This is a genomic window from Vagococcus jeotgali (assembly GCF_035918315.1).
Lineage (GTDB): Bacteria > Bacillota > Bacilli > Lactobacillales > Vagococcaceae > Vagococcus > Vagococcus jeotgali.
On the sequence record NZ_CP142146.1, the window covers coordinates 101,528 to 125,907 of the forward strand.

The 24,380-nt window shown below is 32.6% G+C and carries 24 protein-coding genes and 3 pseudogenes; 15 read left to right on the forward strand and 12 right to left on the reverse strand.

Going from position 1 to position 24,380, the window contains the following annotated elements:
* Positions 1-45 precede the first annotated feature (45 nt).
* Genes VSF34_RS00650 through VSF34_RS00660 form a run of 3 tightly spaced genes read left to right on the forward strand, consistent with a single transcriptional unit; the run spans position 46 to position 1,732 of the window.
* Positions 46-810: a MurR/RpiR family transcriptional regulator gene (locus tag VSF34_RS00650; RefSeq protein ID WP_326717213.1), complete on the forward strand. Its 765-nt coding sequence runs from the start codon at positions 46-48 to the stop codon at positions 808-810.
* A 2-nt stretch (positions 811-812) separates the two neighbouring features.
* On the forward strand, positions 813-1,265 hold the full coding sequence (locus tag VSF34_RS00655; protein WP_326717214.1) for a hypothetical protein: 453 nt from the start codon (positions 813-815) through the stop codon (positions 1,263-1,265).
* Entirely contained in the window at positions 1,265-1,732 is a 468-nt protein-coding gene (locus tag VSF34_RS00660; protein ID WP_326717215.1) for a PTS sugar transporter subunit IIA, read from the forward strand. The genes VSF34_RS00655 and VSF34_RS00660 overlap by 1 nt, the downstream gene beginning before the upstream one ends.
* Positions 1,733-1,832: 100 nt before the next feature.
* Here the strand turns inward: VSF34_RS00660 and VSF34_RS00665 are convergent.
* Positions 1,833-1,949 (reverse strand): annotated as a pseudogene (locus VSF34_RS00665) (VOC family protein); the annotation flags it as partial.
* Between the two features lie 3 nt (positions 1,950-1,952).
* On the opposite strand from VSF34_RS00665, the pseudogene VSF34_RS00670 reads away from it, so the two are divergent.
* A pseudogene (locus tag VSF34_RS00670) lies at positions 1,953-2,288 on the forward strand (HAD-IC family P-type ATPase); the annotation flags it as partial.
* A gap of 56 nt (positions 2,289-2,344) precedes the next feature.
* Here the strand turns inward: VSF34_RS00670 and VSF34_RS00675 are convergent.
* Positions 2,345-2,733 (reverse strand): annotated as a pseudogene (locus VSF34_RS00675) (GNAT family N-acetyltransferase); the annotation flags it as partial.
* 181 nt (positions 2,734-2,914) lie between these two features.
* On the opposite strand from VSF34_RS00675, the gene VSF34_RS00680 reads away from it, so the two are divergent.
* The 3 genes from VSF34_RS00680 to VSF34_RS00690 all read left to right on the forward strand — a co-directional run bounded on the left by VSF34_RS00680 (position 2,915) and on the right by VSF34_RS00690 (position 5,836).
* Positions 2,915-3,532, forward strand: coding sequence for a helix-turn-helix domain-containing protein (locus tag VSF34_RS00680; RefSeq protein WP_326717217.1), 618 nt, complete (start codon positions 2,915-2,917; stop codon positions 3,530-3,532).
* A gap of 76 nt (positions 3,533-3,608) precedes the next feature.
* Positions 3,609-3,800, forward strand: a complete 192-nt coding sequence (locus tag VSF34_RS00685; RefSeq protein ID WP_326717218.1) for a hypothetical protein — start codon at positions 3,609-3,611, stop codon at positions 3,798-3,800.
* A 908-nt stretch (positions 3,801-4,708) separates the two neighbouring features.
* Positions 4,709-5,836 carry a relaxase/mobilization nuclease domain-containing protein gene (locus VSF34_RS00690; RefSeq protein ID WP_326717219.1) on the forward strand — a complete coding sequence of 376 codons (1,128 nt, stop codon included), beginning with the start codon at positions 4,709-4,711 and terminating at the stop codon, positions 5,834-5,836.
* 258 nt (positions 5,837-6,094) lie between these two features.
* Here the strand turns inward: VSF34_RS00690 and VSF34_RS00695 are convergent, their stop codons facing one another.
* From VSF34_RS00695 to VSF34_RS00705, 3 genes are all read right to left on the reverse strand, one after another.
* Positions 6,095-6,181: a type I toxin-antitoxin system Fst family toxin gene (locus tag VSF34_RS00695; protein ID WP_311873828.1), complete on the reverse strand. Its 87-nt coding sequence runs from the start codon at positions 6,179-6,181 to the stop codon at positions 6,095-6,097.
* Between the two features lie 270 nt (positions 6,182-6,451).
* Positions 6,452-6,976, reverse strand: coding sequence for a GNAT family N-acetyltransferase (locus VSF34_RS00700; protein ID WP_326717220.1), 525 nt, complete (start codon positions 6,974-6,976; stop codon positions 6,452-6,454).
* A gap of 9 nt (positions 6,977-6,985) precedes the next feature.
* Entirely contained in the window at positions 6,986-8,155 is a 1,170-nt protein-coding gene (locus VSF34_RS00705; protein WP_326717221.1) for an IS256 family transposase, read from the reverse strand.
* Positions 8,156-8,358: 203 nt separating this feature from the next.
* On the opposite strand from VSF34_RS00705, the gene VSF34_RS00710 reads away from it, so the two are divergent.
* A complete protein-coding gene (locus VSF34_RS00710; protein ID WP_326717222.1) occupies positions 8,359-8,823 on the forward strand; it encodes a hypothetical protein in 465 nt (154 codons plus the stop codon).
* Positions 8,824-9,115: 292 nt separating this feature from the next.
* On the opposite strand, the gene VSF34_RS00715 is transcribed toward VSF34_RS00710, so the two are convergent.
* Genes VSF34_RS00715 through VSF34_RS00730 form a run of 4 tightly spaced genes read right to left on the reverse strand, consistent with a single transcriptional unit; the run spans position 9,116 to position 13,970 of the window.
* Entirely contained in the window at positions 9,116-10,357 is a 1,242-nt protein-coding gene (locus tag VSF34_RS00715; RefSeq protein WP_227258472.1) for an IS256 family transposase, read from the reverse strand.
* A gap of 58 nt (positions 10,358-10,415) precedes the next feature.
* Complete coding sequence (locus tag VSF34_RS00720; protein ID WP_326717223.1) at positions 10,416-10,685, reverse strand: hypothetical protein; 270 nt, start codon at positions 10,683-10,685, stop codon at positions 10,416-10,418.
* Positions 10,686-10,731: 46 nt separating this feature from the next.
* Positions 10,732-13,563, reverse strand: coding sequence for a DEAD/DEAH box helicase (locus VSF34_RS00725; RefSeq protein ID WP_326717224.1), 2,832 nt, complete (start codon positions 13,561-13,563; stop codon positions 10,732-10,734).
* A gap of 2 nt (positions 13,564-13,565) precedes the next feature.
* A complete protein-coding gene (locus tag VSF34_RS00730; protein WP_370659262.1) occupies positions 13,566-13,970 on the reverse strand; it encodes a (deoxy)nucleoside triphosphate pyrophosphohydrolase in 405 nt (134 codons plus the stop codon).
* 430 nt (positions 13,971-14,400) lie between these two features.
* Here VSF34_RS00730 and VSF34_RS00735 point away from each other — a divergent pair, with 430 nt between their 5' ends.
* From VSF34_RS00735 to VSF34_RS00755, 5 genes are read left to right on the forward strand one after another with little or no spacing between them, the layout of a single operon-like run.
* The gene (locus VSF34_RS00735; protein ID WP_326717986.1) at positions 14,401-15,624 is read left to right on the forward strand and encodes an extracellular solute-binding protein; all 1,224 of its coding nucleotides are present in this window, start codon (positions 14,401-14,403) and stop codon (positions 15,622-15,624) included.
* 57 nt (positions 15,625-15,681) lie between these two features.
* Positions 15,682-16,983, forward strand: a complete 1,302-nt coding sequence (locus VSF34_RS00740) for a carbohydrate ABC transporter permease (protein ID WP_326717225.1) — start codon at positions 15,682-15,684, stop codon at positions 16,981-16,983.
* A gap of 1 nt (position 16,984) precedes the next feature.
* A complete protein-coding gene (locus tag VSF34_RS00745; RefSeq protein WP_326717226.1) occupies positions 16,985-17,833 on the forward strand; it encodes a sugar ABC transporter permease in 849 nt (282 codons plus the stop codon).
* A gap of 9 nt (positions 17,834-17,842) precedes the next feature.
* On the forward strand, positions 17,843-18,688 hold the full coding sequence (locus tag VSF34_RS00750) for a hypothetical protein (RefSeq protein WP_326717227.1): 846 nt from the start codon (positions 17,843-17,845) through the stop codon (positions 18,686-18,688).
* Positions 18,689-18,692: 4 nt separating this feature from the next.
* A complete protein-coding gene (locus tag VSF34_RS00755) occupies positions 18,693-20,456 on the forward strand; it encodes a glycoside hydrolase family 13 protein (RefSeq protein ID WP_326717228.1) in 1,764 nt (587 codons plus the stop codon).
* Positions 20,457-20,504: 48 nt separating this feature from the next.
* Here VSF34_RS00755 and VSF34_RS00760 read toward each other — a convergent pair whose 3' ends face one another.
* From VSF34_RS00760 to VSF34_RS00770, 3 genes are read right to left on the reverse strand one after another with little or no spacing between them, the layout of a single operon-like run.
* Positions 20,505-21,029: an HdeD family acid-resistance protein gene (locus VSF34_RS00760; protein WP_326717229.1), complete on the reverse strand. Its 525-nt coding sequence runs from the start codon at positions 21,027-21,029 to the stop codon at positions 20,505-20,507.
* Between the two features lie 27 nt (positions 21,030-21,056).
* Positions 21,057-22,223: a C69 family dipeptidase gene (locus tag VSF34_RS00765; protein ID WP_326717987.1), complete on the reverse strand. Its 1,167-nt coding sequence runs from the start codon at positions 22,221-22,223 to the stop codon at positions 21,057-21,059.
* The gene (locus tag VSF34_RS00770) at positions 22,220-22,372 is read right to left on the reverse strand and encodes a hypothetical protein (protein ID WP_326717230.1); all 153 of its coding nucleotides are present in this window, start codon (positions 22,370-22,372) and stop codon (positions 22,220-22,222) included. The genes VSF34_RS00765 and VSF34_RS00770 overlap by 4 nt, the downstream gene beginning before the upstream one ends.
* 322 nt (positions 22,373-22,694) lie before the next feature.
* On the opposite strand from VSF34_RS00770, the gene VSF34_RS00775 reads away from it, so the two are divergent.
* Together VSF34_RS00775 and VSF34_RS00780 are read left to right on the forward strand one after the other, a co-directional pair.
* Positions 22,695-23,606, forward strand: coding sequence for a DUF7916 family protein (locus VSF34_RS00775; RefSeq protein ID WP_326717988.1), 912 nt, complete (start codon positions 22,695-22,697; stop codon positions 23,604-23,606).
* 87 nt (positions 23,607-23,693) lie between these two features.
* A complete protein-coding gene (locus VSF34_RS00780; protein WP_326717231.1) occupies positions 23,694-24,230 on the forward strand; it encodes a hypothetical protein in 537 nt (178 codons plus the stop codon).
* Positions 24,231-24,380: the final 150 nt, after the last annotated feature.

The window sequence follows — 24,380 nt, forward strand, 5'->3', positions numbered from 1 at the left end:
CCTTTTATGATTGGGGTATAATGAAAATAAAGGGGAGGTTATTTTATGAATTTACAGCAATTAGTCCATCAACATGCAGATGCTTTGAGTGATTTAGAGCAAGATATTATCCAATATATTATGGAAAATCCTAAGGAAGTCCAAAATATCAGTATCGCATGTTTATCTGATAAATTACATGTTTCAAAGTCTTCTGTTTTAAGGTTATCAAAAAAGTTAGGTTTCTCAGGTTTTTCAGAATTTAAATATTACTTGAGACAAGAATCAGAAAAAACTAATATTAAACCTGATGATGGTGAAATTTATGACAAACAACTCTCAGATATTATTCAAACACTAAATTTTTTAAAAACAGTTGATTTTTTACCTATTAACGAGCTGTTATATCATAGTAAAACGATTTATTGCTACTCGACAGGATTTTCGCAAAAAAAGCCTTTAGAGGAATTTTTTAAAATGATGTTATCTTTAGGCAAGAGGGTCTTAATTTTACCAAATAAAACAGAATTAGATATGGCCATGCCAATGATTACCAGGGAAGATTGTGTCATTATCGCCTCAGTTAGTGGTGAAACACCAGCGATTAAAGAGAATTTAACGACATTGAAATTTAGAGGGATTGAAACCATTACTTTCACTTTACCTGGAAATAATTATTTTGCTAGAAATAGTAGCTATCATTTAAATTATTATTGCACACCTTTTTCAGTTGGGATAGATAAAGATGATTCCTTGTCTTTAATTAGCCTACATTGTTTAGTAGATTTCTTATTTCGCTCTTACACAACTTATAAACTACTGGAGGAATGAGCATGTTTCGTTTATCTAAGAAGACCCTAAATAATCTATTAATAGCCTACTGGGTCATTGTACCTCTATCTTTTTATTTATATATTGTCATGACAACATTCAAATATAATATTTCTTTAAGTGATCTATTACGTAGCACACCATTATTAAATGTCGCTGTTTTAATTAGTTCATTACTTATCATTCAGTTAGCTGTGTTCTTGTATGTGAAATCTATTTCGAGTAGTAAAAATGGTTTGTTAGGTCATTTTTTATGGTTTGTGATGGCACAACAAATACTTACTGGCAATATCATTGGTGCAGGTATTGTCTTTTTCTATGAAAGACAACTCCCATATTTAGAAGAAAAGCAAACATTAGGTGAAAAAATACTGGTCGTGAGCTCGTGTATTTTCATTAGCTTGATTAGTTTATTGATCATCTTTATTACATTTAGAACGAAAGGAAGATCATGATGTTATCTTTATTTAAGAAGAAAAAAAAGGAAGAAGTCACAAGCCCAATTGATGGAGAAGTTATTGAGCTTAATCAGGTAAGTGACCCTGTATTTTCAGAAGGTATGATGGGGCCAGGATTTGCAGTTATCCCAAATTCTGATACTATTTTTTCACCAATTACTGGGGTAGTAACGAATATTTTTCCAACAAAACATGCCATTACGATTGAAGGTAAGGACTGTAGTGTTTTGGTTCATATTGGAATTGATACAGTCGATTTAGGTGGTGAGGGTTTTCAGATCAAAGTTACTGAAAACCAGAAAGTCAACCAAGACACGATACTTGCTACATATGACCGAGATTTTATAAAATCAAAAGGTAAGGAAGATACGGTAATGGTATTGTTTCCAGAGATGAGTGACACATTTACTATTAAAGTTGGGCCATCAAGACACGGAGACGGTTTAATTCATTTTTTAAAATAGTTAATTTATCATTTATACATATAAATAGCGACCTCTAAAATTTAGACCCAAAATCTAACTTTTAGAGATCGCTATAAATTTGTAATTTTTAATACCTTAATTACATGCTGTTATCTTTAACGGGTATATCAGCAAATAAACTCAAGATATTTCCATCAATATCTTTGATCATAGCATAACGTTGATTCCAAAAGGCATCCCATGGTTCTTTAAAAGAGTAAAAGTTGCCATGATTGGAGACGGAATCAATGATGCCCCGTCTTTAGCTACAGCAGATGTAGGGATTACTATGGGGGCAGCTGGAACTGATGTAGCCCTAGAAACAGCTGATATTGCGTTGATGGGTGATGATTTAGAGAAATTACCATTTTTAATTAAGTTAAGTCGTAAAACACTTAGAATTATTAAACAAAACATCACATTCTCTCTAGTGATTAAATTACTTGCTCTTTTACTGATTATTCCAGGTTGGCTAACACTTTGGATAGCCATTGTAGCTGATATGGGAGCTACTTTGATTGTGACAATGAATAGTTTGAGATCTTCTTCATATTGAAAGCCAAGTTTTAATAATAATGATTTGGAGTTGGCATTTAGAGGGTGATGTCCAGCCTTCAATGTATCAACATTGATCTTAGTGAAACTATAGTCAATGATGGGTTGACTTGCTTCATAAAAAAGTCCTTTTCCCAGTAATTTTTTCGCAAATGAAAGCCTAATTCATAAGTATTTTTTTGATTGGAAACTGGGACTAAACCACAACAGCCAATCAAGTATTGTGTTTCTAAACAAAAGATGGGGAAATATTGAACGTTGTAAAGCATCTGGTTTTTTATCTCACGCTTGAGTCTAGATTCAATAGCTTGTGTTGTGTAGTGACCATTTTTTGAAATAAATTGAGTAACATCAGAGTCTCCCCAGAGTTTATCAGCTAAGTCTAAATCATGTTTATTCCAGTTAGAAAATCCTATCCGTGCCGTTTTCAAAAAATAAGATCTCATTTAGTAAGATTTCCAGTTTTTAGTATCATATTCATATTCTGTGGCAATTTGTTTGTTGGTAAAACCTTGATATATCAGGATGATACTAAATGTGTCAGAAAAAAATCGTCATGATATTGGTACTGTCTTTTCTTTTTTTAAATATATTGTCATAATAAAAGTGAGGAGGAGGAGTTATATCATGAATATTGCTGAAACTGTTAAAAAATACCGTAATGAGAAAAAACTGACACAAGAGCAATTAGCCAAAGAATTAAATGTTTCAAGGTCAGCTGTATCTAGTTGGGAAGTTGGGAGGAATTATCCTGATTTAGAGATGTTAGTATCTATCAGTGATTTATTCGGTATTTCTTTAGATGAGTTATTACGAGAGGATAACCAAGTTTTAGAAAAAATTACAGAGGACACTCAGATTAGAAAAAAACAGACTAAAAAAATCAAATGGCTGATGATAGGTATCATATGTTTAATATTAATGATTCTATTCATTAGCTTCCAGAGTCCTAATAATCAATTTATTTCAAAGTCAGATCAAATTGAATCGATTGGTGTGACAAAAGATCATAAATTACTGGTAACAACGGAATTACCATTTTATAAAAGCATTACTTCCTATGCAACGAATGAAAAAGTAGATAATCCAAATATCGTAGAGCTTAGAATAGGTACTAAGATTGATTTAAGTTTTAAAAATAATGAAAGTGTCGAGATAAGTCCTTTCTCGTACCCGGAGATGACAGATATTCATTTTGTAAATGGCTATGGTGACATGTTTAAGACATATAAAGTGAATCCGTAAGCGTTTCAATTAGTTTCTTAAATAGAAATAGCGTATACTAAGAGTAAGATATTAGTCTGTTTGGAGGTGAGTTAAGATGTCGAATGATAATCCGGTTATTACTAACGTTCCAACGCCAGACCCTGAAGTGACAAAAGAGTTACATCAAGAAATTATTTTAGAAGAAAACTATACTCAAGCTCTCATTGATGGTTTAAAAAAAGAGAACTTTAGTATTATCTTACCTGACGAGGTTAAGGTGAAAGACAAGAAGAAGGGAAGGGAGTAGGGGTTGTACTTTGAAATAAGTAGTTGTAGTTAAAATACCATTCCCTTTATTTTCTATTATATTGGATAAAGACGTGACTTGAGATAAAAAACATCAATTTTTTTAAAGGTTGTTGTAGATGTTGATAAAATCAATGATTAATACATATAAGGCTAATTTAAATCAATAAATTAGCCTTATTTTGTTAGCGTTTTCGTTCCGTGGTATAGTAAAATTATAAAAAAGGAGGCAATCAAATGTTATAAAAGAAGATGAATCACAGGGAAAAGGAGTACAAAAAACATCTAAAGATAGTAATAGTGTTACAGAAAATACTAAATCGCAAGAAAAAGTATTACTAAAAACATCAGAAGATAAGAATAATTTTATTAAGATTATAGGCTTATTGCTGGTAAGCGCAATTTTATTTTTTAAAAAAGGGATTTTTTTTAATGAACAGAAATAATTTGTACTATTGTTTGACGATCATACTAGTAGTATTTTTTAGTAATCAGATTATACATGAGAATGAAATGATAGAACCTCTGAATTAAATAATGATATATTTTATGCTTGTTTAATTTACCAATTCATATTGAGAGGGATACTAGAAATGAGTTTTAGCTGCTTTAAAATTTTATAAAATAAAAAATAACCTCCCGTAAAAATAATCATACTTACTGATTATTTTTACGGGAGGTTAATAGTTAAAACAGATTTAAAAAGTGATGATTTAGTAGGTAATGAAAATTGAAAAATCTTGTTCAGTATTAAAGATTCTTTCTAGACAGGTTTGGTCACTTTCAATGTAGAAATAATACATCTTATTATATTTAAAGCTTAAGCAATATTCGGGAAAAGGTGTTAGTTTTTCAACTGAAAAATCAATCATTTTATCAAAAGGGATATATGGAGGAGTTAGATCATATATGGCGACTGTTAAGGTAAGTTCATCCAAAACGTGTGCAAATGCCATTAATTACGCTAAAAACAAGGCTGTTGTCATGAATGGACTCAATGTAGACCCCAAATATGCGATTGGTCAAATGGAGCATGTTCGTCATGTTTATGATAAAACAGACGGTGTTCAAGCTCATTTATTTATTCAGTCATTCGCCCCTGGAGAAGTTACACCACAGCAAGCAAATGACATAGGAATAGAATTTGCTCAAGCCATTTCTGAAGATAAACACTATCAAGTAGCTATTTATATGCACAACGATACAAAACATATTCATAATCACTTAGTTTTAAATGCTGTTGATTTTGAAACTGGTTTAAAGTACCAACAATCATTTGATGTCAAACGAGTACGAGAACTGAGCGATCAAATTTGCGAGAAACATGATTTATCTGTCATTTATTATGAACAAGCTGATACGAAGCCTATTTCAGAGATTAAGGCTAAAGAAAAAGGTCACTTTATTTGGAAAGATGAACTTAGAGAACGAATCACTTTAGTTTTAAATGACCCACATTCTGTTGACTTAGAAAGTTTAAAAAAAAGAGCCACTGATTACAATTTAGATATTCGTTTCAGAGGAAAGGGTGTTAGTTATGCCTTTGTTGATTCCAACGGAAAAAAACGAATTTCAAGAGGAGCTAAATTAGGAGACAATTATAATATCGATGAGATTCACTCTAGTTTAAGATACAATAAATCCTTAGCAGACCAAGCTTTAAAAGAGTTTGATCTAGAACCTATTGATCAAGAAATTAAAGCTAAAGAGAGACAAGTCTCTACTCTTAAAAAGAAGATAGAAGAACTTCAACCGTCTATAAAACTCTATCGAAAATGGGAAGTCCATTTACACACACTCTCTCAAAAACGTTTCAAGTTCATTCAATTTAAAGAAAAAGCACAGAATATAAGCGAGATTGAGAAATTAACAAATAAAGTTAATAAAAATAAACCTGTCTACGATAAACTGATTACAGAATCTCGTGAATTAACGATTGAAAAAGAGCGATTAATTAAAAATATTGCTAATCTAAAAGAAAGACGTTTTAGTATTCAAAAAAGAGAAAAATTAAGAAACAAGCAGTTAGAAGAATGATTCAGCATGAATCGAGTTAAACAACTTGATAAAGAAATACGCTCAACTCATCAGCCACAAACAAAGCAACGTTCAAGAGGTATGAGTCGTTAACATAATTAGCTTACAAAATTAGCTAATTATGTTACAATAATAGTGCGAAACGAGATTATGTCTAGCATTTAGACACCAAAAAGCCACCCTATTGCGAGTAGGGTGGCTTTTCTTTTCGCTGTTGCGAATCAGCGTTGGAACTAGTGACAACTGCTTGATTATCTTCTAATCATCTAGCCAATGATCAACTAAAATTAATATTAGTCCCACTAAAAGTGGTGCGATAACCAACGAGATTAAATTTTCTAACATCTAGACACCCCCTTTAGGGGCAGTTGCCGTTGATTAGTATATCATAAAAAAGACAATTCATTTAAAGTTACTGATAACTTTAAATGAATTAAAATAACAGTAAGAGCGAATGAAACTAAATAAATTTCACTAACTAAAAAAAAGCAGAACCTTGATTTAACAAGGTTCTGCTTTTTGATTTTGGGTAGACAAGTGCGTTTTCACAATCTCATCGTCTGAAACCGTTGGTATGACTGTAACGGTTAAATAGAGATTATGTCTACCTATGCGTTAAATAACCAATTCAAGTATTTCAGTAGAACGAATTTTACCTAGTTGATCTCTCCAATTATCATTTATTATTTTTATAGTTTTAAATCCAACTGATTTATACAAATTCAATGCCTTAAAATTTTCAGGAGCTACTCCTATTTCGATTCTTTTTACATTGTTTTGAGTTTCAATTATTTTTAATCCTTCTAAAAGAGATTTTCTTCCATATCCTTTTCCTTGATAGCTACATTCTCCTATTTTGATATCAAAAGTGTATGTATCATTGGATATTTTAGAATATGCAAATTCTCCTATTTCTATTCCTGATTCACTTAAAATAATCAAAAATTCAGAATTATCAGTATCTTGATATTTTTTTACAGCTTGGTAAATTTCATTTTTGTTTATTTCCAATCCCTTAGGAAAACCGACAGATGACATTATACTCCCATTAGTCCACCATTCATGAATCTTATCAATATCTTTTTCTTCTGCTTTTCTGGTTGCGTCAAGAATTATGTGTAAATGGAAAATCCATTCCATTATTTTAAGTTAAAACATTGATTCTAATGTATCTTGAATTTCCTTAAATCCTTTATGCACTCTACCTAAAAACTTTTGGTTATATTCATTGAACTGAGAAACAAGGAATCTCTCCAGAGATTCTTCATTAGGAAATTGTTCTTTTCTCTTTGTATATTTTTTTAACTGTTTATTGAATCCCTCAATCAAGTTAGTTGAGTAGATAGTTCTTCTGATTGATGGCGGGAAGTTATAGAAAGTTAATATAGCAGGATTCATGAGTAACTTCACAACTCGTGGATACTGCTTTTTCCATTTTTCTGTCATAAAAGTTACTTGTTCAATTGCTTCCTCTTTTGAAAGAGCTTGATAGACAGTTTTAAAATCATCACAGATTTCTTTTCTATCCTTAACACGAACTTTATGAGCAATATTTCTAGAGACATGAACACAACATTGTTGAAATTGAGCATTTGGATAGACACTATGGATGCTATCGTGAATACTGCTTAAACCATCAGTTACAACTAATAAAACCTCTTCTAAACCACGGTCTTTTAGGTCTTGAAGTATCTCTTTCCAAATGTAGGCAGATTCAGTTGGAGCAATAGTAAATCCTAGAACTTCTTTGGTTCCATCTAACCGGATACCAATTACTATGTAAATAGCTTCTTTTGCTACGGTTTTCCTTTTTACTGGAATATGAGTAGCATCCATAAAAATAACTGAGTATTTAGCCTCTAAAGTTCTTTCTTTAAAAGCTAAAACATCTTCAGATACAATTTTACTTATGTTTGAAATAGTTTGTGGCGTGTAATAATGACCATACATCTTTTCAATTAAATCAGAGATTTCAGACATCGTTATTCCTTTTTGAAATAGCTGAATAATAGTCGTTTCTAAAGAGTCATTGGTTCTTTTATAAGCAGGTAATGTTTGTTGAGAAAACTCACCATTCCTATCTCTAGGGATTACTAAATTTAGTTCTCCATACTCCGTTTTAAATGAACGTGAATAATTCCCATTTCGGGAATTACCTGAATTAAATCCAGATCTATCATATTTTTCATAGTCAAGAAATGCTGTCAGTTCAGCTTTTAATAATGAATTAATAGCTAGCTCTAGATGATGGCGAAACAAATCATCCAAATCACCTTTATTGATTAGTGTTTCCATAATTTCTGTAGTAAAATTATTCATGAGAAAGTCCTCCTATAAAATTTTTGTGTGGTAACTTTAATTTTACAGAATGGACTTTCTTTTTTTCTACCCTAAATTTCTATTTACACAAAATATTTTACGCTATCAACTTGGTATAATGCCACTTTATGTTAACTACTGACTTATTATATTATTTAATGTTATACTTCAAAAAAATAATATAATTAAGGAGACTTCCTGATATGACTATCAAAATTATTGTTGAGCAATTTAATATATACAACAATTCAGAACTTGATGTTTATGATTATGATTTATCATTTAGAGCAAATAACGATATTCCAAAGTTTCAAATTAGATTTTATGTAAATAGTCCTTATTTTTCAGAAAATATTAATGGTGACATTCAATTTTCAAGAAATACTCGTCGTAAATTCAATGAATTTAAAGCTTTATTTTGTAAAAAACATGGCGCAATTTATGATAATCCCAGTAGGATAGATAATTCTTTAGACTTGATGAACACTACAATAAACTCACTAAAAGAAAGCTTAAATAAATCATTTTTAATTCCTGGGGAAATAGAAATAGATACCATAGAGTTATTAGGTAATTGGGAAGTGTACCATAGTTCTGATAATTCAGAACTTGCTAATCTATTTGAAAAACAACTAATGGATGAATTAAGTAAGAAAGGAATCAAGTAAACTTGTCATAACGTCAAATATGTAAACTCTAACGTATTTAAGGGAAAAAGACAGATAAATCACCTTAGAAAATATTTAAAGCCCTCAGAACAGTTCTGAGGGCTTTTGACTGGGTTTGTCAAGTTAAGTGTGTAAATTCTTTAAAAATAAAAATAGAAACTCAATTTGACAATGAGTCGTCCTGTGATAATCTCTAGGAATAAGAGGGTATTTTTAATAAACCTCTTGTCCCGATAAAAAATCGCAGGACGAGAGACTCGTTGTCAAATTTTATATGTCTCACTTATTTTGATTAGTAACGATTATATTTTTCGACACGTTTTGAAAAAGAGTCGTTGACCGTTAATTGGTTAAGCACCATAGCCCAATTATGAACATGCCCACCTTCCCATTTACTTTGAAGTTCTTTCACTCGAAGATATAATAGCTTAAGAAGGGCATTCTCATTAGGGAAAGCTCCTTTTTTAGTTACCTTGCGGAAACTAGAGTGAACACTTTCTACAGCATTTGTCGTGTACATTATTTTTCGAATAGCTGAGCCGTAATCAAATAATTGTTCGACATGGTGGAAATTTCTTTTCCAAACATCAATAGCTCCAGGATAGACTGCCCACTTTGTTTGAAAGGTATCAAAAGCTGTTTGAGCCGCTTTTAAAGAGGAGGCACTGTAAAAAGACTTCATATCCTTACAAACCTCTTTATAACTTTTACTTGGCACATAACGAAGGGCATTTCTAACTAAATGGACCAGACAACGTTGAACGACAACACCTGGGAAAATAGCTTTGGCTCCATTTTCAAGCCCTGATACACCATCCATTGAAATAAACAAAATATCTTCAACGCCACGCTCTTTAATCTCATCAAAAATCTGCATCCATCTATTTTTCGATTCTGTTTGATTTAGCCAAAGACCTAGAATTTCTTTATTTCCTTTTAAATCATAACCAAGAATTGTATACACCGCACATTCTTTCACTTCATAATTTTCTCTTAGAGTGACATACATACAATCGACAAACAAGAAGGCATAGCATTTGGCCAGAGGTCTGATTTGCCATTCCTCAAGTTCTGGTAATATTTGATCTGTGATATCCGACACCATATCATGAGAAATAGTAAAACCATAAATATCTTCAATTGTCGAGGCAATATCTCGTTGACTCATGCCTTTGGCATACATAGAAAGAACTTTTCCTTCAATACTTGAAACGTCTCTGCTTCTTTTAGGAATAATTTCTGGCTCAAAAGAAGCGTCTCTATCTCTAGGAACCTGAATGTCTAATTCACCAAAACTTGTTTTTAATTTTTTATTTCCATATCCATTCCGTCTGTTTTGAGTTTCTTTTTCTTGTCTTGACTGATTCTCATAACCTAAATGATTATCTAATTCTCCACGAAGCATTGCTTCAAACATCGGTCCAAAAACATCTTTTAGGGCTTCTTGCATGTCTTCAACCGATTCTGGTTGATAGGCATCAATAATTGATTGAGCTAACTTCGCTGATTTTTGATCTTTTTTCTTTTTTGTCATGACTTACCACTCCTTTAATCTATTGTAAAAAAAGAAAAACCGCGAAGCAACCCACTACCTAGGATGGTAGGTTACTTACACGGTTTATATTACACTCTCGGATATATGTAATTCCATCTAAGGATTGTTTAACCAAGTCATATAATATCAACTGGTCTTTCGTAAAAATCAACAAATAAGATTTCCTACTAAAATACTCCCAAAGATAAGCCCCACTTCCTCTTAATTGCAAGGTAGGTCGCCAGCTTTTTTCAGCTATAAAATAATTAGAATTTGGAATTTCACCTAGGTTTCTGATTAACTCTTCGATATTTTCTTTTGTTTCCATATTATCCTCCTAATCAACCTATGAAGCTATACTTAGGATGTTAGCTTTAGTGATTTAGAAAATCAAATAAGGAGTACTGAATAGGTGTGTCTAGTTTAAGTATCATTTTGACAAGAGATTTTTTCTTATCAGAGCTAATCGTGATTTCTTCTTGTGTAAATGAAGCAATATCTGGTTTGACCTGACCAAGATAATAAAAATCTGTCCCATGATCATCATGTTTTTTTATAAAAAAATGAACCGGGATATCTTGACCACGCTCTCTTAAAAAGGTAACCTCAGGGCTATTTAAATTTCTTGGTGCTTTTGAGAACCAAAGGATAGTTTGTGGATCAAGCAAGGCATCTTCATAAGCCACTAAGGAACCTTTAAAATCTTCCCCTTTTTCTAACGTTACAAATATGACAAAATGATCGTCATTACGAGTATAGCCACCAATATTTTGATCAACCATTTGCTTTTTCCAATTTAAAACTCGTAATACATCACGTCTACGGTATTTTTGATATAAGGTAAGAGGTTGTTTTGTGTAATGAGTAAATGATAAGGCAAGTCCAGTTTTGATTAAATCACGTAAATACCTAACAAAAACAGGATTTTCTCTAGCTAATAAAAAATGAGGTGTTAATTGTCCCTCTTCATTAATGAAAGCAGCTTGTTCATAAGATTTTTTTTGACTACCTACATAAAACTGAGTTGATAATGTCCGGATAACAGAGTCAATAGTTTCTGAGTTTGTATTTAAGTTATATTCTTTTAGATAGTCAACTATATCTTGTTTTGATATGTGTTTTTTAATATGCAACAATTCGTTTAAGATAATTAAATCATGTGGTCTAATGCTAGGTAATAACTCAGCTGTGACAAAATTTAGAAATGAAGTATCATTTTCTGATAAGGTGTCAGTTTCTTCTTTAATTTTAACTAAAAAATCGTAATAGTTTTTACTTTTTGAAGCCATCATGACAGGGTCTACCCAATTTTGTTCAAAATAATCAAATAAAGTAGGAGTACGATTTAAACGATTTTTTAAGGAGAAGTAAAGTTGTTTTAGCATAGCCATAGAATCTAATTTAGCTGCGTCAATAGATTCAAAAATTCGTTCTTTAGCAATACTTTCAAAATTAATTGCTGATAGGCCAGAAATATAATTTGTATCAAAGGTATCTTTACGTAGATTGTTTTTGTTAAGTGAGTCATCTCCAGACAAAGCCATAGGAATCATGTAATTATTTTTATAGTTTCCAATGAAATCAATGACAGTGACAAATTCTTTGTTAGGGTATTTTCTAAGACCACGACCTAATTGTTGGATAAAAATAATGTTAGATTGGGTGTTTCTTAACATAATGACTTGATTAATCATAGGGATATCAATTCCCTCATTAAAAATATCTACAGTAAAAATATATTTAATAGATCCTTTTTCTAATTGTTGAATCGTGTCTTCCCTAGTTTTCATAGAATCCTCTCCACTTAAATAAGCAGAAGGGAGCCCTTGTTTAGTAAATAGGTGAGCCAGTTCTTTTGCTTCCCTCACTTGACTACAAAAAACTAACCCTTTAACTTGTGATCCGGAATGACCGTAATAAGTGATTTTATCAATGAGAAATTTAACACGTTCTGTATCAGTTAGGTGGTAGAGTTCAGTTGTCTCAGAGATGACCTCTCCTTGGTATTCAAAATCAGTCACACCAAAGTAGTGAAAAGGACAAAGTAAGTTTTCTTCTAAGGCATCTTTTAATCTAATTTCATAAGCTGTGTTGTAGTCAAATAATTCAAAAATATTAAACCCATCTGTTCGTTCAGGTGTTGCTGTCATTCCTAGTAAAAAGTTAGGGGAGAAATAATCAATCACCTTAGTATAAGACGTAGCTCCGGCTCTGTGTACTTCATCAATTAAGATATAGTCAAAATAATCTGGAGCAAAATCTTGTTTTATTTGTTCTTTAGAGATCGTTTGTATGGTTGCAAATAAATATTTAGCATTAATCTCTTTTTTTGTACCAGAGAGAATACCAAAGTCAGAATCAGCTCCACCGATTATTTTCTTAAAAGATTCTTTGGCTGTGTTTAATATTTGTTCTCTATGAACAATGAAAAGCATACGACGCGGTTTAGCTTGTAAGACATCAAAAGCAGCGAGGTAGGTTTTACCAGTACCTGTGGCTGAGATGACAAGAGCGCGCTTTTTTCCTTCTTCTCTAATTGTTTTGAGGTTTGTTAGAGCTTTTTTTTGCATCATATTTGGGGCAATATAATCTAATTTTTCTTCATTAAGGATACTAGGAGTAAAAGAAACAGGTAGATGGGTTTCTTTATATGTATCTATCCACTCTTTAGTTAAAGGAGTAGATTCACGCCACTCCTCTGTCATGGCTTGTCTGACTTGATGAATCAACTCACCACTCTCAAAAGAAGTCAGACGCAAGTTCCATTCATAATTTTCTTTTAAAGCACTCATCGTTAAATTTGAGCTACCAATAATCAAAGTATGAAATGCTTCTTTTTCAAATAGATAACCCTTTGCATGAAAACCTGGCTTTTTAGAAAGTCTGACTTCTAAGTTTGGAATATTCAAAAGGGACTCAAACATTAGAGGATCATTAAAATTTAAATAAGTTGAGGTGACTAACCGACCTGTGACACCTTTTTTAGCTAGATCAGATAGTTGGGCCTTGATACTGTTTAACCCGCTTTGTGTGATAAAAGCAACTGAAAAAAAGAAATGAGAACATTGTTCAACTTCAGCTTGTAGCGTGTTGAGTAGAAATTGTTGTTTATCAGGTTGATTAATAATTAGTGTGGTGTCATAAGTAGAGCCTGGTATTGTTTGATCAATAAAAGCATGTTTTAATGAACGCTCTAATAATTCCATGATTATCTCCTTATATATAATTTAATTAGTTTTTTAACAGCAGGTATGTCAGCCGGGGCCCAGTTTAGTTTGCTTATCTCTTTTTTAGTACTTACCCAATTTATATCCTCGTGTTCAGTTAATATTGGTTCACCTGATATTAAGTGGCAAATAAAGGTTGTAAGGGTAACTTCTCCAAAATCATATAGATAAGTTGTTATTTCAAAAGGTTCTATTTGAATGGTAGGCTCAATATGTAATTCTTCAATTAACTCTCTTTTTAAGGCTTCATGGGGTGTTTCATGTCTTTCGACTTTACCACCAGGAAATTCCCAGTAACCACCTAAGGATTTATCCATTGCTCTTTGTGCACATAATATTTTTTCATCTCGAAAAATAATGGCACCAACTACATCGATTTTTTTCAATATACTCCCTCCAAGTATTCTATGTTGTCATATAGTTATTCTACCAGCATTAATTGAATAAGAGTAGATCTGTCAGAGATAACTTACTATGATCTATTACAGCAAGCAAAGAAATCGGTTGCATACTACAATGGATATCATTTATTATAGTATATAAACACATATCATGATTTAAATAATATCAACCGTCTTTACATGTTTTGTCTATACCAATAATTAAGAAACTTGCTATTATAGCCTTTGTAATTAGGTCTAATTAACTTAAATTGATATAATTTGAAAGCGGTTTAATCTGATACCGGTAACATTAAAAAAACGGTTGCGTAACATTGTTAAAAGACCTATGATGAAAGTATGAAAAACATAGGGGGTTATTTAAGTGAAGAATAAGTGGAAAAAATTTGGTACTGGTTTGTTGCTAGGTGCATCTATGTTAGCTTTAGTGGCTTGTGGGTCATCTTCATCTAAAGATAAAGATGGTGGTACAAAAGATGCAGAGGCAAGTAAAGAATTATCCGTTTCAGTTGATAAAGGCTATGTGAAGTATATTGAAGGAATCAAAGGTGATTTTGAAAAAGAAAATGATATCACAATCAAAGTGATTGAAAAAGATATGTTTGAACAGCTAGAGGCTTTGACATTAGATGGACCTGCTGGTAAAGCCCCTGATGTGATGATGTCAGCTTATGATAGATTAGGGCCACTTGGTCAACAAGGTCATTTAGCACAAGTTAAATTATCAGATGACTCATTTTATAATGAAAATGATAAAAAACAAGTGACAGTTGATGGCGAGTTTTACGGAGCACCTGCTGTTGTAGAAACGCTAGTCATGTTCTATAACAAAGACTTAATCACAGAAGCACCAAAAACATTTAAAGAGGTAGAAGCCTTATCAAAAGATGAAAAATACAATTTTAAAGATGAAAGTGGTAAAAATGTTGGGTTCTTAGCTAAATGGACTGATTTCTACTTTGCTTACGGTTTGATTTCTGGTTACGGTGGTTACATCTTTGGTGATGATGGTACTAATCCAGAAGATATCGGCTTAAATAGCAAGGGTGCTGTTGAGGGGATTCAATATGCAACAGATTGGTTCCAAAATGTTTGGCCAAAAGGTATGTTAGATATTAAGAGTGCTGGTGATTTTGTCACAAATCAGTTTACAGAAGGTAAAACAGCTGCCATTATTGATGGACCTTGGGCTGCTAAAGGCTACACTGATGCTGATGTAAATTACGGTGTGAGTAAAATTCCAACATTAGATAATGGTAATCCCTATGAAGCCTTTGGCGGAGGTAAAGCTTGGGTTGTAAGTAACTATTCTACAAATAAAGATATGTCTCAAAAATTCTTAGATTACGTCACAAATGAGAAAAATCAAACAACTCTTTATGATGATACAAAAGAAATTCCAGCTAATAATAAATCAAGAGAAGCTGCTGCTAAATCAGATGATGAATTAACAAAAGCTGTTATTGAACAATATGAAAGTGCAAAACCAATGCCTAACATTCCAGAAATGGCTGAAGTATGGGCTGGTGGTGAAAACTTAATGTTTGATGCAGGTTCTGGTAAACAAACACCTCAAGAAGCGGCAGATGCAGCCGTGAAAATTATTAAAGAAAATATTCAACAAAAATACGGTGAATAAGTGAGTTAGCGGCAAAGGAAACTTTGTCGTTTTCTTTCTTAAATAAGGAGGATTAGTATGGATCAAAAAGAGCAACCTGGAAGAGTTAAAAAAGCAATGCTACTATCTATTATTCCAGGATTGGGACAAATTTATAACAAACAAATATTTAAAGGAGTTATCTTCTTACTTATCTTTATCGCCTTTGTAATTGAGATGATTACTATGGGATTTGGTGCTTTTGAAGGGTTTATTACATTAGGACATAACTCAATGGATGATCACTCATTATTCTTAATGATTGAAGGAACACTTCAAATTATTATAACAGCTATTTTTATTTTATTTTATGTCATTAACATTCGTGATGCTAAAGTCATTGCTAAACGTCTTGTTTTAGGAGAAAAAATTAATACGACAGCTAAAGAAACTCTACATGCTATGAGTGATGAGGGGTTTCCATATTTACTAACATTACCAGCATATCTTGTTATGACGGTATCGATTATTTTTCCAGTGTTAGTGACTTTATTTATGGCATTTACTAATTATGATTTTAAACATATTCCGCCAGCATCATTGATTGACTGGGTTGGGTTTAAAAACTTTTATAGTATTTTCTTTTTAAGTAGCTACCGTGCTACTTTTGGAGCTGTATTTAGTTGGACCGTGATTTGGACAGTGCTTGCTTCAACTCTTCAGATTTGTTTAGGGGTATTGACAGCTGTTGTAGCAAATCAAAGTTTCATTAAAGGAAAACGTCTATTTGGAGTTATTTTCTTATTACCTTGGGCAGTGCCTGCCTTTATCACGATTATGAGTTTTTCTAATATTTTTAATGATAGTATCGGAGCGATAAACACACAAGTTATTCCCTTTTTAAATAACATTCCCCTTGTTGACATCGCTCCGAAACCTTGGAAAACCGATCCATTTTGGACAAAAACTGCGATTATTATGATCCAAGGATGGTTAGGTTTTCCGTATATTTATGTCATGGTAAGTGGGATATTACAATCAATTCCCAATGAATTATATGAAGCAGCTAAAATTGATGGAGCTAATGCTTTTCAAAGGTTTAAAACGATTACAATGCCGATGATTTTATTTGTGGCAGCACCAATTTTTGTCACACAATATACTGGTAACTTTAATAACTTCTCAATGATTTACCTATTTAATAATGGTGGACCAGGCAGTGTTGGTGGTGGTGCAGGGTCAACTGATATTTTAATTTCATGGATCTATAAATTAACAACAGGAAATGCACCACAATACTCAGTGGCAGCCGCTGTGACTTTGATTATTTCATTCATTGTTATCGGTATTTCCTTAATTATCTTTAAGAAAACAAATTCCTTTAATATGGAGGATAACTAATATGACTCTTAAAAAAACAGTAAAACGCCAAGATTTTTGGCCTAAAGTCTTTACCTATCTATTTTTGATTATTTTATCTGTTATTGTGGTTTATCCAATTTTAATTACAGTAAGTACTGCTTTTAAAGCAGGGAATGTGAGTGCTTTTACTTTAGATTTTGGTGGGAAATATACGTTGCGAAACTTTAGTCGTCTATTTGAGGAAACTTTATATGGCAAATGGTATTTTAATACTTTAGTTATTGCTATTTCAACTATGGTGGTTCAAGTTGCTGTGATTACCTTAGCAGGTTACACCTATAGTCGTTACCGATTTATTGGAAGAAAATTTAGTTTAAAATTCTTTCTAATTATTCAAATGGTACCAACGATGGCTGCTCTAACAGCCTTTTATGTGATGGCTTTATTACTTAATGCTTTAGATAAACCGTGGTTTTTAACTCTGATTTATATCGGAGGGGGAATTCCAATGAATACTTGGCTTATGAAGGGGTATTTTGATACTGTCCCAATTGATTTAGATGAATCAGCCAAATTAGATGGTGCTGGTCATTTTAGAATTTTCTGGCAGATAATTTTACCACTTGTAAAACCAATGATTGCTGTTCAAGCTTTGTGGGCCTTTATGGGACCATTTGGTGATTACATGTTAGCTAGATTCTTACTACGTACGCCAGAAAAAATTACAGTTGCCGTTGGACTACAGGGGTTTGTCAGTAACGCTCAAGATCAACAAGTGACATTGTTTGCAGCAGGTGCTATTTTAATTGCTCTTCCAATTTCAATCTTGTTCTTCTTCTTACAAAAAAACTTTGTCTCTGGTCTAATTGCTGGAGGAACAAAAGGATAGGAGAAACTTATGAAACCATTAACATTTCCCATGAACTATTTTGCAAATACTCTGACACCTACAAAGATGTTTACTGGTAGAAAAAACTTATCTATTTGGCAAATGTTTGTTGTGTTTATCTTTTTATTCTTTTTAATGATGAATCCTGTTGTTTTAAAAGGGGGTATTTCGCTACAAGTCAATCTTGAAGATGCTCTTCCTGGTTCTTTAGAAGCATTGAATCAAGCAGATATGTTAGCTATTCATGAATTAAATATCCAAGATAGTCTATCTAAAGACGTGACTTCTGGTCAAAAAAGTGAACATGTCTATGTGAGTACGACTCAAGTGCCAAAAGGACGTTATCACAATGCTCTTGTTTTTCAAAATAAAACTATGCAGGTTTTTGGAAATGACGGTCAAAATGTTACCTTACATTACACTTCTGGGTGGAATTTAAATCAGTATAAAAATACGGGACAGCTAGATAAATTCTTAAATCAAGCATGGCAAGAACAAACGGCTGGTTACCGTCGAGTAATGGGGATCTTACTTAATGGTTTTGTGTTATTCCTAAATTTAATCATGTTAGTTTTTATAGCTAGTTTATTTTTATGGATGACCAAAAAAAGTCATATATCGTCTATTGAAACTTACAAAGAATCAGTAAATTTAACATTAAATGCTTTATTTCTTGGAACGCTAGTCGCAGTTATTTTTAGTTTTTTTAGCTTTAATGTGATGACAATGGTAGCTATTCAAAGTTTTGGTCTAATTCTAGCTTATCTATTAATTTTCTTAAAAACAAAATTAAATGATCAATATGTTTCAAATCAACAAGTAACACACACATTAAATATGAAAGAGGGTCGTTAATAATATGGAAAGAGCAGCACTACTACATCGTCCTGAAAGTGAATATGCTTACTTAAAATCAAGAACAGAGATGCACATTAGACTTAGAACCAAAAAAGATGATGTTAAAGAGGTATACATACTAAAGGGTGATCCTTATTTAATTGATCAAGATAAATGGTATCAAGAAGAAACACCCATGTTAAAAATTGCTTCAACAGATGATTATGATTATTGGTTTATCTCAGTTACTGCTAAACACCAACGTTTACAATATGCTTTTCATGTTCTTGGAGTAGATGGTGATGATGTTTTTTACGGAGATCGTGGTTTGTTTGACTATCATCAAGACGTGATTAGTACTGCAGGTAATTATTTTAGAATGCCTTATTTTCAAGAAGCAGATATGTTTAAAGAGCCTAAATGGGTAAAAGAAACTGTCTGGTATCAAATATTTCCAGAGCGATTTGCTAATGGGGATACAAGTAATGATCCAAAAGGTACTCTACCTTGGGGTAGTAAAGACCCATCTCGTGAGGATTTCTTTGGAGGGGATTTACAAGGGGTAATTGATCATCTAGATTATTTAAAGGATTTAGGGATTAATGGGCTTTATTTTTGTCCAGTATTTAAAGCGATGTCCAATCACAAATATGACACGATTGATTATTATGACATAGATCCAGATTTTGGTGACAAAGAGACTTTCAAAATATTAGTTCAAGAAGCTCATAAACGTGGCATTCGTGTCATGCTTGATGCGGTATTTAATCATATTGGTTATGCTTCAAAAGAATTCCAAGACGTAGTTGAACACGGCGAAAAATCAAAATATAAAGACTGGTTCTATATTCATGACTATCCCGTTGAGTTTGGTATAGGAGGGAATACGGAGGGGTCTGAATTGATTCATTATGATACTTTTGCATTCACTCCTATGATGCCAAAATTAAACACAACTAACCCTGAAGTGGCAGCTTATTTACTTGATATTGCTACTTATTGGATTGAAGAATTTGATATTGATGCTTGGAGATTAGATGTAGCAAATGAGGTAGACCACCGTTTTTGGAAGAAATTTTATGAGGCCACAACAGCTCTAAAACCAGATTTTTATATTTTAGGTGAGATTTGGCATTCTTCTCAGCGCTGGCTTGAAGGTGATGAGTTCCATGCAGTGATGAACTATGCTTATACAGAAACGATTTTAAATTTCTTTGTACAAAAAAATATATCTGCTACAAAGCTAGCTAGTGGATTGTATGAGCAGTTAATGCTATACCGCGAGCAAACCAATCAAGTTATGTTTAACTGTTTAGATTCTCATGATACAGCTAGATTATTAACACTTAGTGATGGAGATAAAGATATTGCTAAGATGACATTAGCCTTTACTTTTTTACAACAAGGCTCACCTTGTATCTATTACGGAACAGAAGTTGGTATGACAGGTGGTAATGATCCAGACTGTCGTAAATGTATGATTTGGGATGAAGAACAACAAGATAGAGTTTTCTTTGAATTTATGAAGGACTTAATTCATTTAAGACATGAGTATCAAGAAGTACTATCTGATGGTCAATTAATTTTTGATGTGTTAGATAATGAAGAACGTGTTGTTGTCTTTAGTCGCAAGTCAGATAAGGGGATTATCACAGGTTACTTTAATGCAGGTAGTCATTTATTTGAAGCAAAAGCTGATGGTAAAGTAGTCTTAAGTCAACAAGCAGAAGTTTCTATGGATAAATTAGTTATTGAACCAAAGGGGTTTGTGGTAACTTATAATTAAATAAAAAAACGAGGTTGACTTTTGTAGTCATCCTCGTTTTTGATTTAATTAACGAAAAGCATAAGTGATTTCTGTGATACCAAATAACATAAAGTAAAAACCTACTAAGAAGCTTAGTGTTAAACCAGCTGTTGCAGGGCTAAGTAATAACATAATCCCAACAATAACTCCTAAGATACAAACAATGATTGTAAACCAGTAGTATCCTTCACCAGCAGCTTTTACTGAGCTAGCTGTAAATAATCCAACGATTGAATCAATTAAGAACCATAAAGCAAAGATAACTGAAATAGCAACCATACCAGCACCAACGTTGAATAATAATAGTAATCCAATGATGATATCAAAAATACCCATGACAATAGGCATTGTTGTTGCCCAACCAGTATATTGTCTTAAACGGCGTCTAAAGAATAATTCAAAAATTCCTTTAACAACTGCGATAATACCAAATACAATGACTAAACTTTCTAATGTTGATGATGGATCTTGAAAAGCAATTAGTGATACGATAATAAATAAAATTCCTAGTAAGAATGACCACCAGTCAAATCCTGTTTTTTCTGTTGACATAAAAATCTCTCCTCTAATTTTTTATAGTTAATATTGTTGAGTGATACTATAAACATTTTCAATCGATTTTTGAATGATATGGTTAAGTATCAGTTTGTTTTGTTTCTCTAAGAAGTTAATTAATTCTTCAGAATTTAGTAATGAAATAGCAGTATCAGTTGAATAGATAAATTGTTGAACATATTGCCTATTAGCATCAAGGAATTCATTAATCAATTTTTGCCGCTGTGCTAATGGCAATTTTAGTATAATCTCTTTTAACTTGGATAGGCTCTCTTGAATGGAGTCTGGAAAACGATATTTAGGAATTTTAGTAACATTTGTATATTGTGGAATATATGGATCAAGTGGACTAAAGCCAATATTAGTCCAAAAGATACTTGAGACACCTTCATTTAATTGAGAGCGAATATTGAAAATATACGATGCGACATCCTGACTAATTGCAGTGATAGTGTCAGGAGTATCCTCTTCTTTAAATAAAGAAGAGTAAAACATATAGTGTGGACGCAATGAACAAATAACGTCAATCAACCTTAGTCTTGATGTCGTTTGAAATAAAAATGGTAGATAGTCAGAATGGACTAAAGACTCATCAGACATTAGAAACGCATAGGTCAACTGGGCTCCTCGGTGAGCTTCTTGTTGTTTGTTACCAAAAATATCACGTACATTCCAAGTGGTTGGATTGGTGTTTAAGTGATGGCGGATAACAAAACGCTCAATATTATCAGAAGTCAAAACGTTTAGCGAATCACTAAAATCAATGTGTTCCTGAGATAATTGATTTGTAATAATGGCACATGAATTATCAGGAATACGTTGCGCGATCCAGTGATGGCCAGTGAGAATCTCCATATACCAAACATCTTGATTGTCACTAAAAGCAACGGCACTTCGACCGTTAGAACCATAAAGGTGAATCAAATTACCAAGGTATTCCACTCCTTCTTTTGCCGAATGGACGTAAGGAATGACACTATGTAGTAGCATATCATTACTTAGACCATGGTCTACAAAAGGATCAAAGGCCAATGCTTTATTGCTACCTCTTAGGTTTGGAATAACAATCATAGTAACGTTATTTTCATTTATACCACCATCATCAAACTTGTGTTGGTCATCATCTACATGAGTTGAAACAGTTTGATAGCGTAAAGCTCGTTTTGGTAGAGGAACTGTTATACCAGTTATCTTTGAAGTGAGTGTCTTTGTTTGATGACCACTCTCAGAAAAGGCACGTAAGGTAACTGGGTTATCGGCTTTTTTCTATCTATTAATTTTGCAACAACAGTTGATTCGTCAATGGTTGCTTGTTTACCAACTAATATTGTTGTCTCCATCTCATTCCTCCTTATCATTAAGTTATGTCAAGGTAACTAACATCTACTGAATGTGCTATTAACTAAATTAAAGAATTACTTCTATCTTAATTCTATAAAATTAAGAGTTCCTTAAATTACTCTTTTATGTCGCAACCTTAGGCAAAAAAAAGCACATTATATTAAGATGAGAGGGAGTTTACTAGAAAAAAAGTCTTATTTTTGGTAATAGATAGCTTAAAAAGGATTGGATTTTACTAATAAATAAAGATTGTTAAGTTTTTTGAAATCGTTTACTATTGATAGTGAGGTACTAATTGAAGGAAAAGGATGTGTCAAAAGTATGGTAAAACGTCTAATCAGTGCTAATCCAAGTGAGATTAGCCAAATGACAGCAAGTGAGCTTAAGCAAAGCATTAAGGCAAGCGATGGTCGTGTTATTTTAAGTGAGAATGTGGTGCTTCATGAACCGATTGTAGGAGATATCACAGCTACCGAGTTAGCCAGAGCTTTTGGAGCTGATATGATTTTATTAAATGGTTTTGATATGTTTCAACCTCAAATATCAGGACTGTATGGGTACGGAAGTAATGTAGTAAGCGAGCATACTTTAGAAGATTTACAAAAATTAGTTCATATGCCAATTGGTTTGAATTTAGAGCCAGTAGATAAAGCGGCCAACATGACTGAAGGTCGAATTGATATTCCAAAGGGGCGTTGTGCTAGCGTAGAAACATTTAAGAAAGCTAGTGAATTAGGTTTTGATTTTGTACTATTAACCGGAAATCCAGGTGTTGGGGTAACTAATGAGGCTATTATTAAAGCTGTTTCTTTAGCAAAAGAGCATTTTAGTGGTTTGGTGATTGCTGGGAAAATGCATAGTGCAGGTGTTGATGAGCCTGTAGTTTCTATAGAGGCTATTAAAGCATTTATTAAGGCTGGGGCTGATATGATTTTAGTGCCAGCAGTAGGGACAGTACCAGGAGTAAGAGATGAGCATATTATAGAAGTCATTGATTATGCTCACAAACATGGGGTCTTAGTCATTAGTGCTATTGGGACGAGTCAAGAAAGCTCAGATGAAGAAACCATTCGTCAAATTGGTTTACACAATAAAATGTTGGGGGTAGACATTCAACATATTGGTGATGCTAACATGGGACTTGTGGGTATTCGTAATATTCAAGTGTTGTCAGATGCTATTCGTGGGTCAAGGCATACGGTTTCTAGAATGGCTAGATCAGTGAATAGATAATAAAAGTCTGATGTTAAGCAAAGCATTATCAGTTAAAATAGTTTATAATAGAGATACAAAAAGAAAAGTCATGATGGAGGAATCGTAATGTTTGAGCAAAAAAAAGTTTATAAAAGTATGGAGAATCGCCAATTTACCTCTGAGAGTTTATTAGCTGAATTAGAAGAATTAAAAGCGTTTCAATTTGAGGATGTTTCCTACACGGGTATTAGCTTGAATATTGATATGCTAATTACCCAATACTTAAGAGATGACCACTTTAATTTAATAGAAGTGAAAGGTGGTATTGCTAAAAAAAGTTTTGACTTATGGTACAAAGATCTATGTTTAGCTATTGAGATTTATAATCGATTCGCAGTCTATACACAAGCATATTTTAGAGATTACGTGGAACAAGCTAATGCTTATGAAGCACAAACAGGTTTTAGTAACACATCTAAAGAGTTTAAAGAATATTTTGAACAAGGTAACTCTATGTATTTCCATGATGTTCTTCACTTAGTTTTTGACTTATCACGAAAAATTGATTTAAGTATAGATGATTTCAATGAAGCAATTGTTTATGAAGGACTAAACAAAGCCGATTATCCATTACCAGAAAAATTAGTATTTGAAGGTAAATAACAAGTTTTCGCGCATAAAAATAAATGTCTATCTAACACGGCTAAGTTAGGTAGACATTTTTGAAAATGACTAGCATTTAATATCATTCATCATCGTCGAAAGAGAATTGGGAAAATCTTTACATGTATGTTTTGAATTGGAATTAAACAC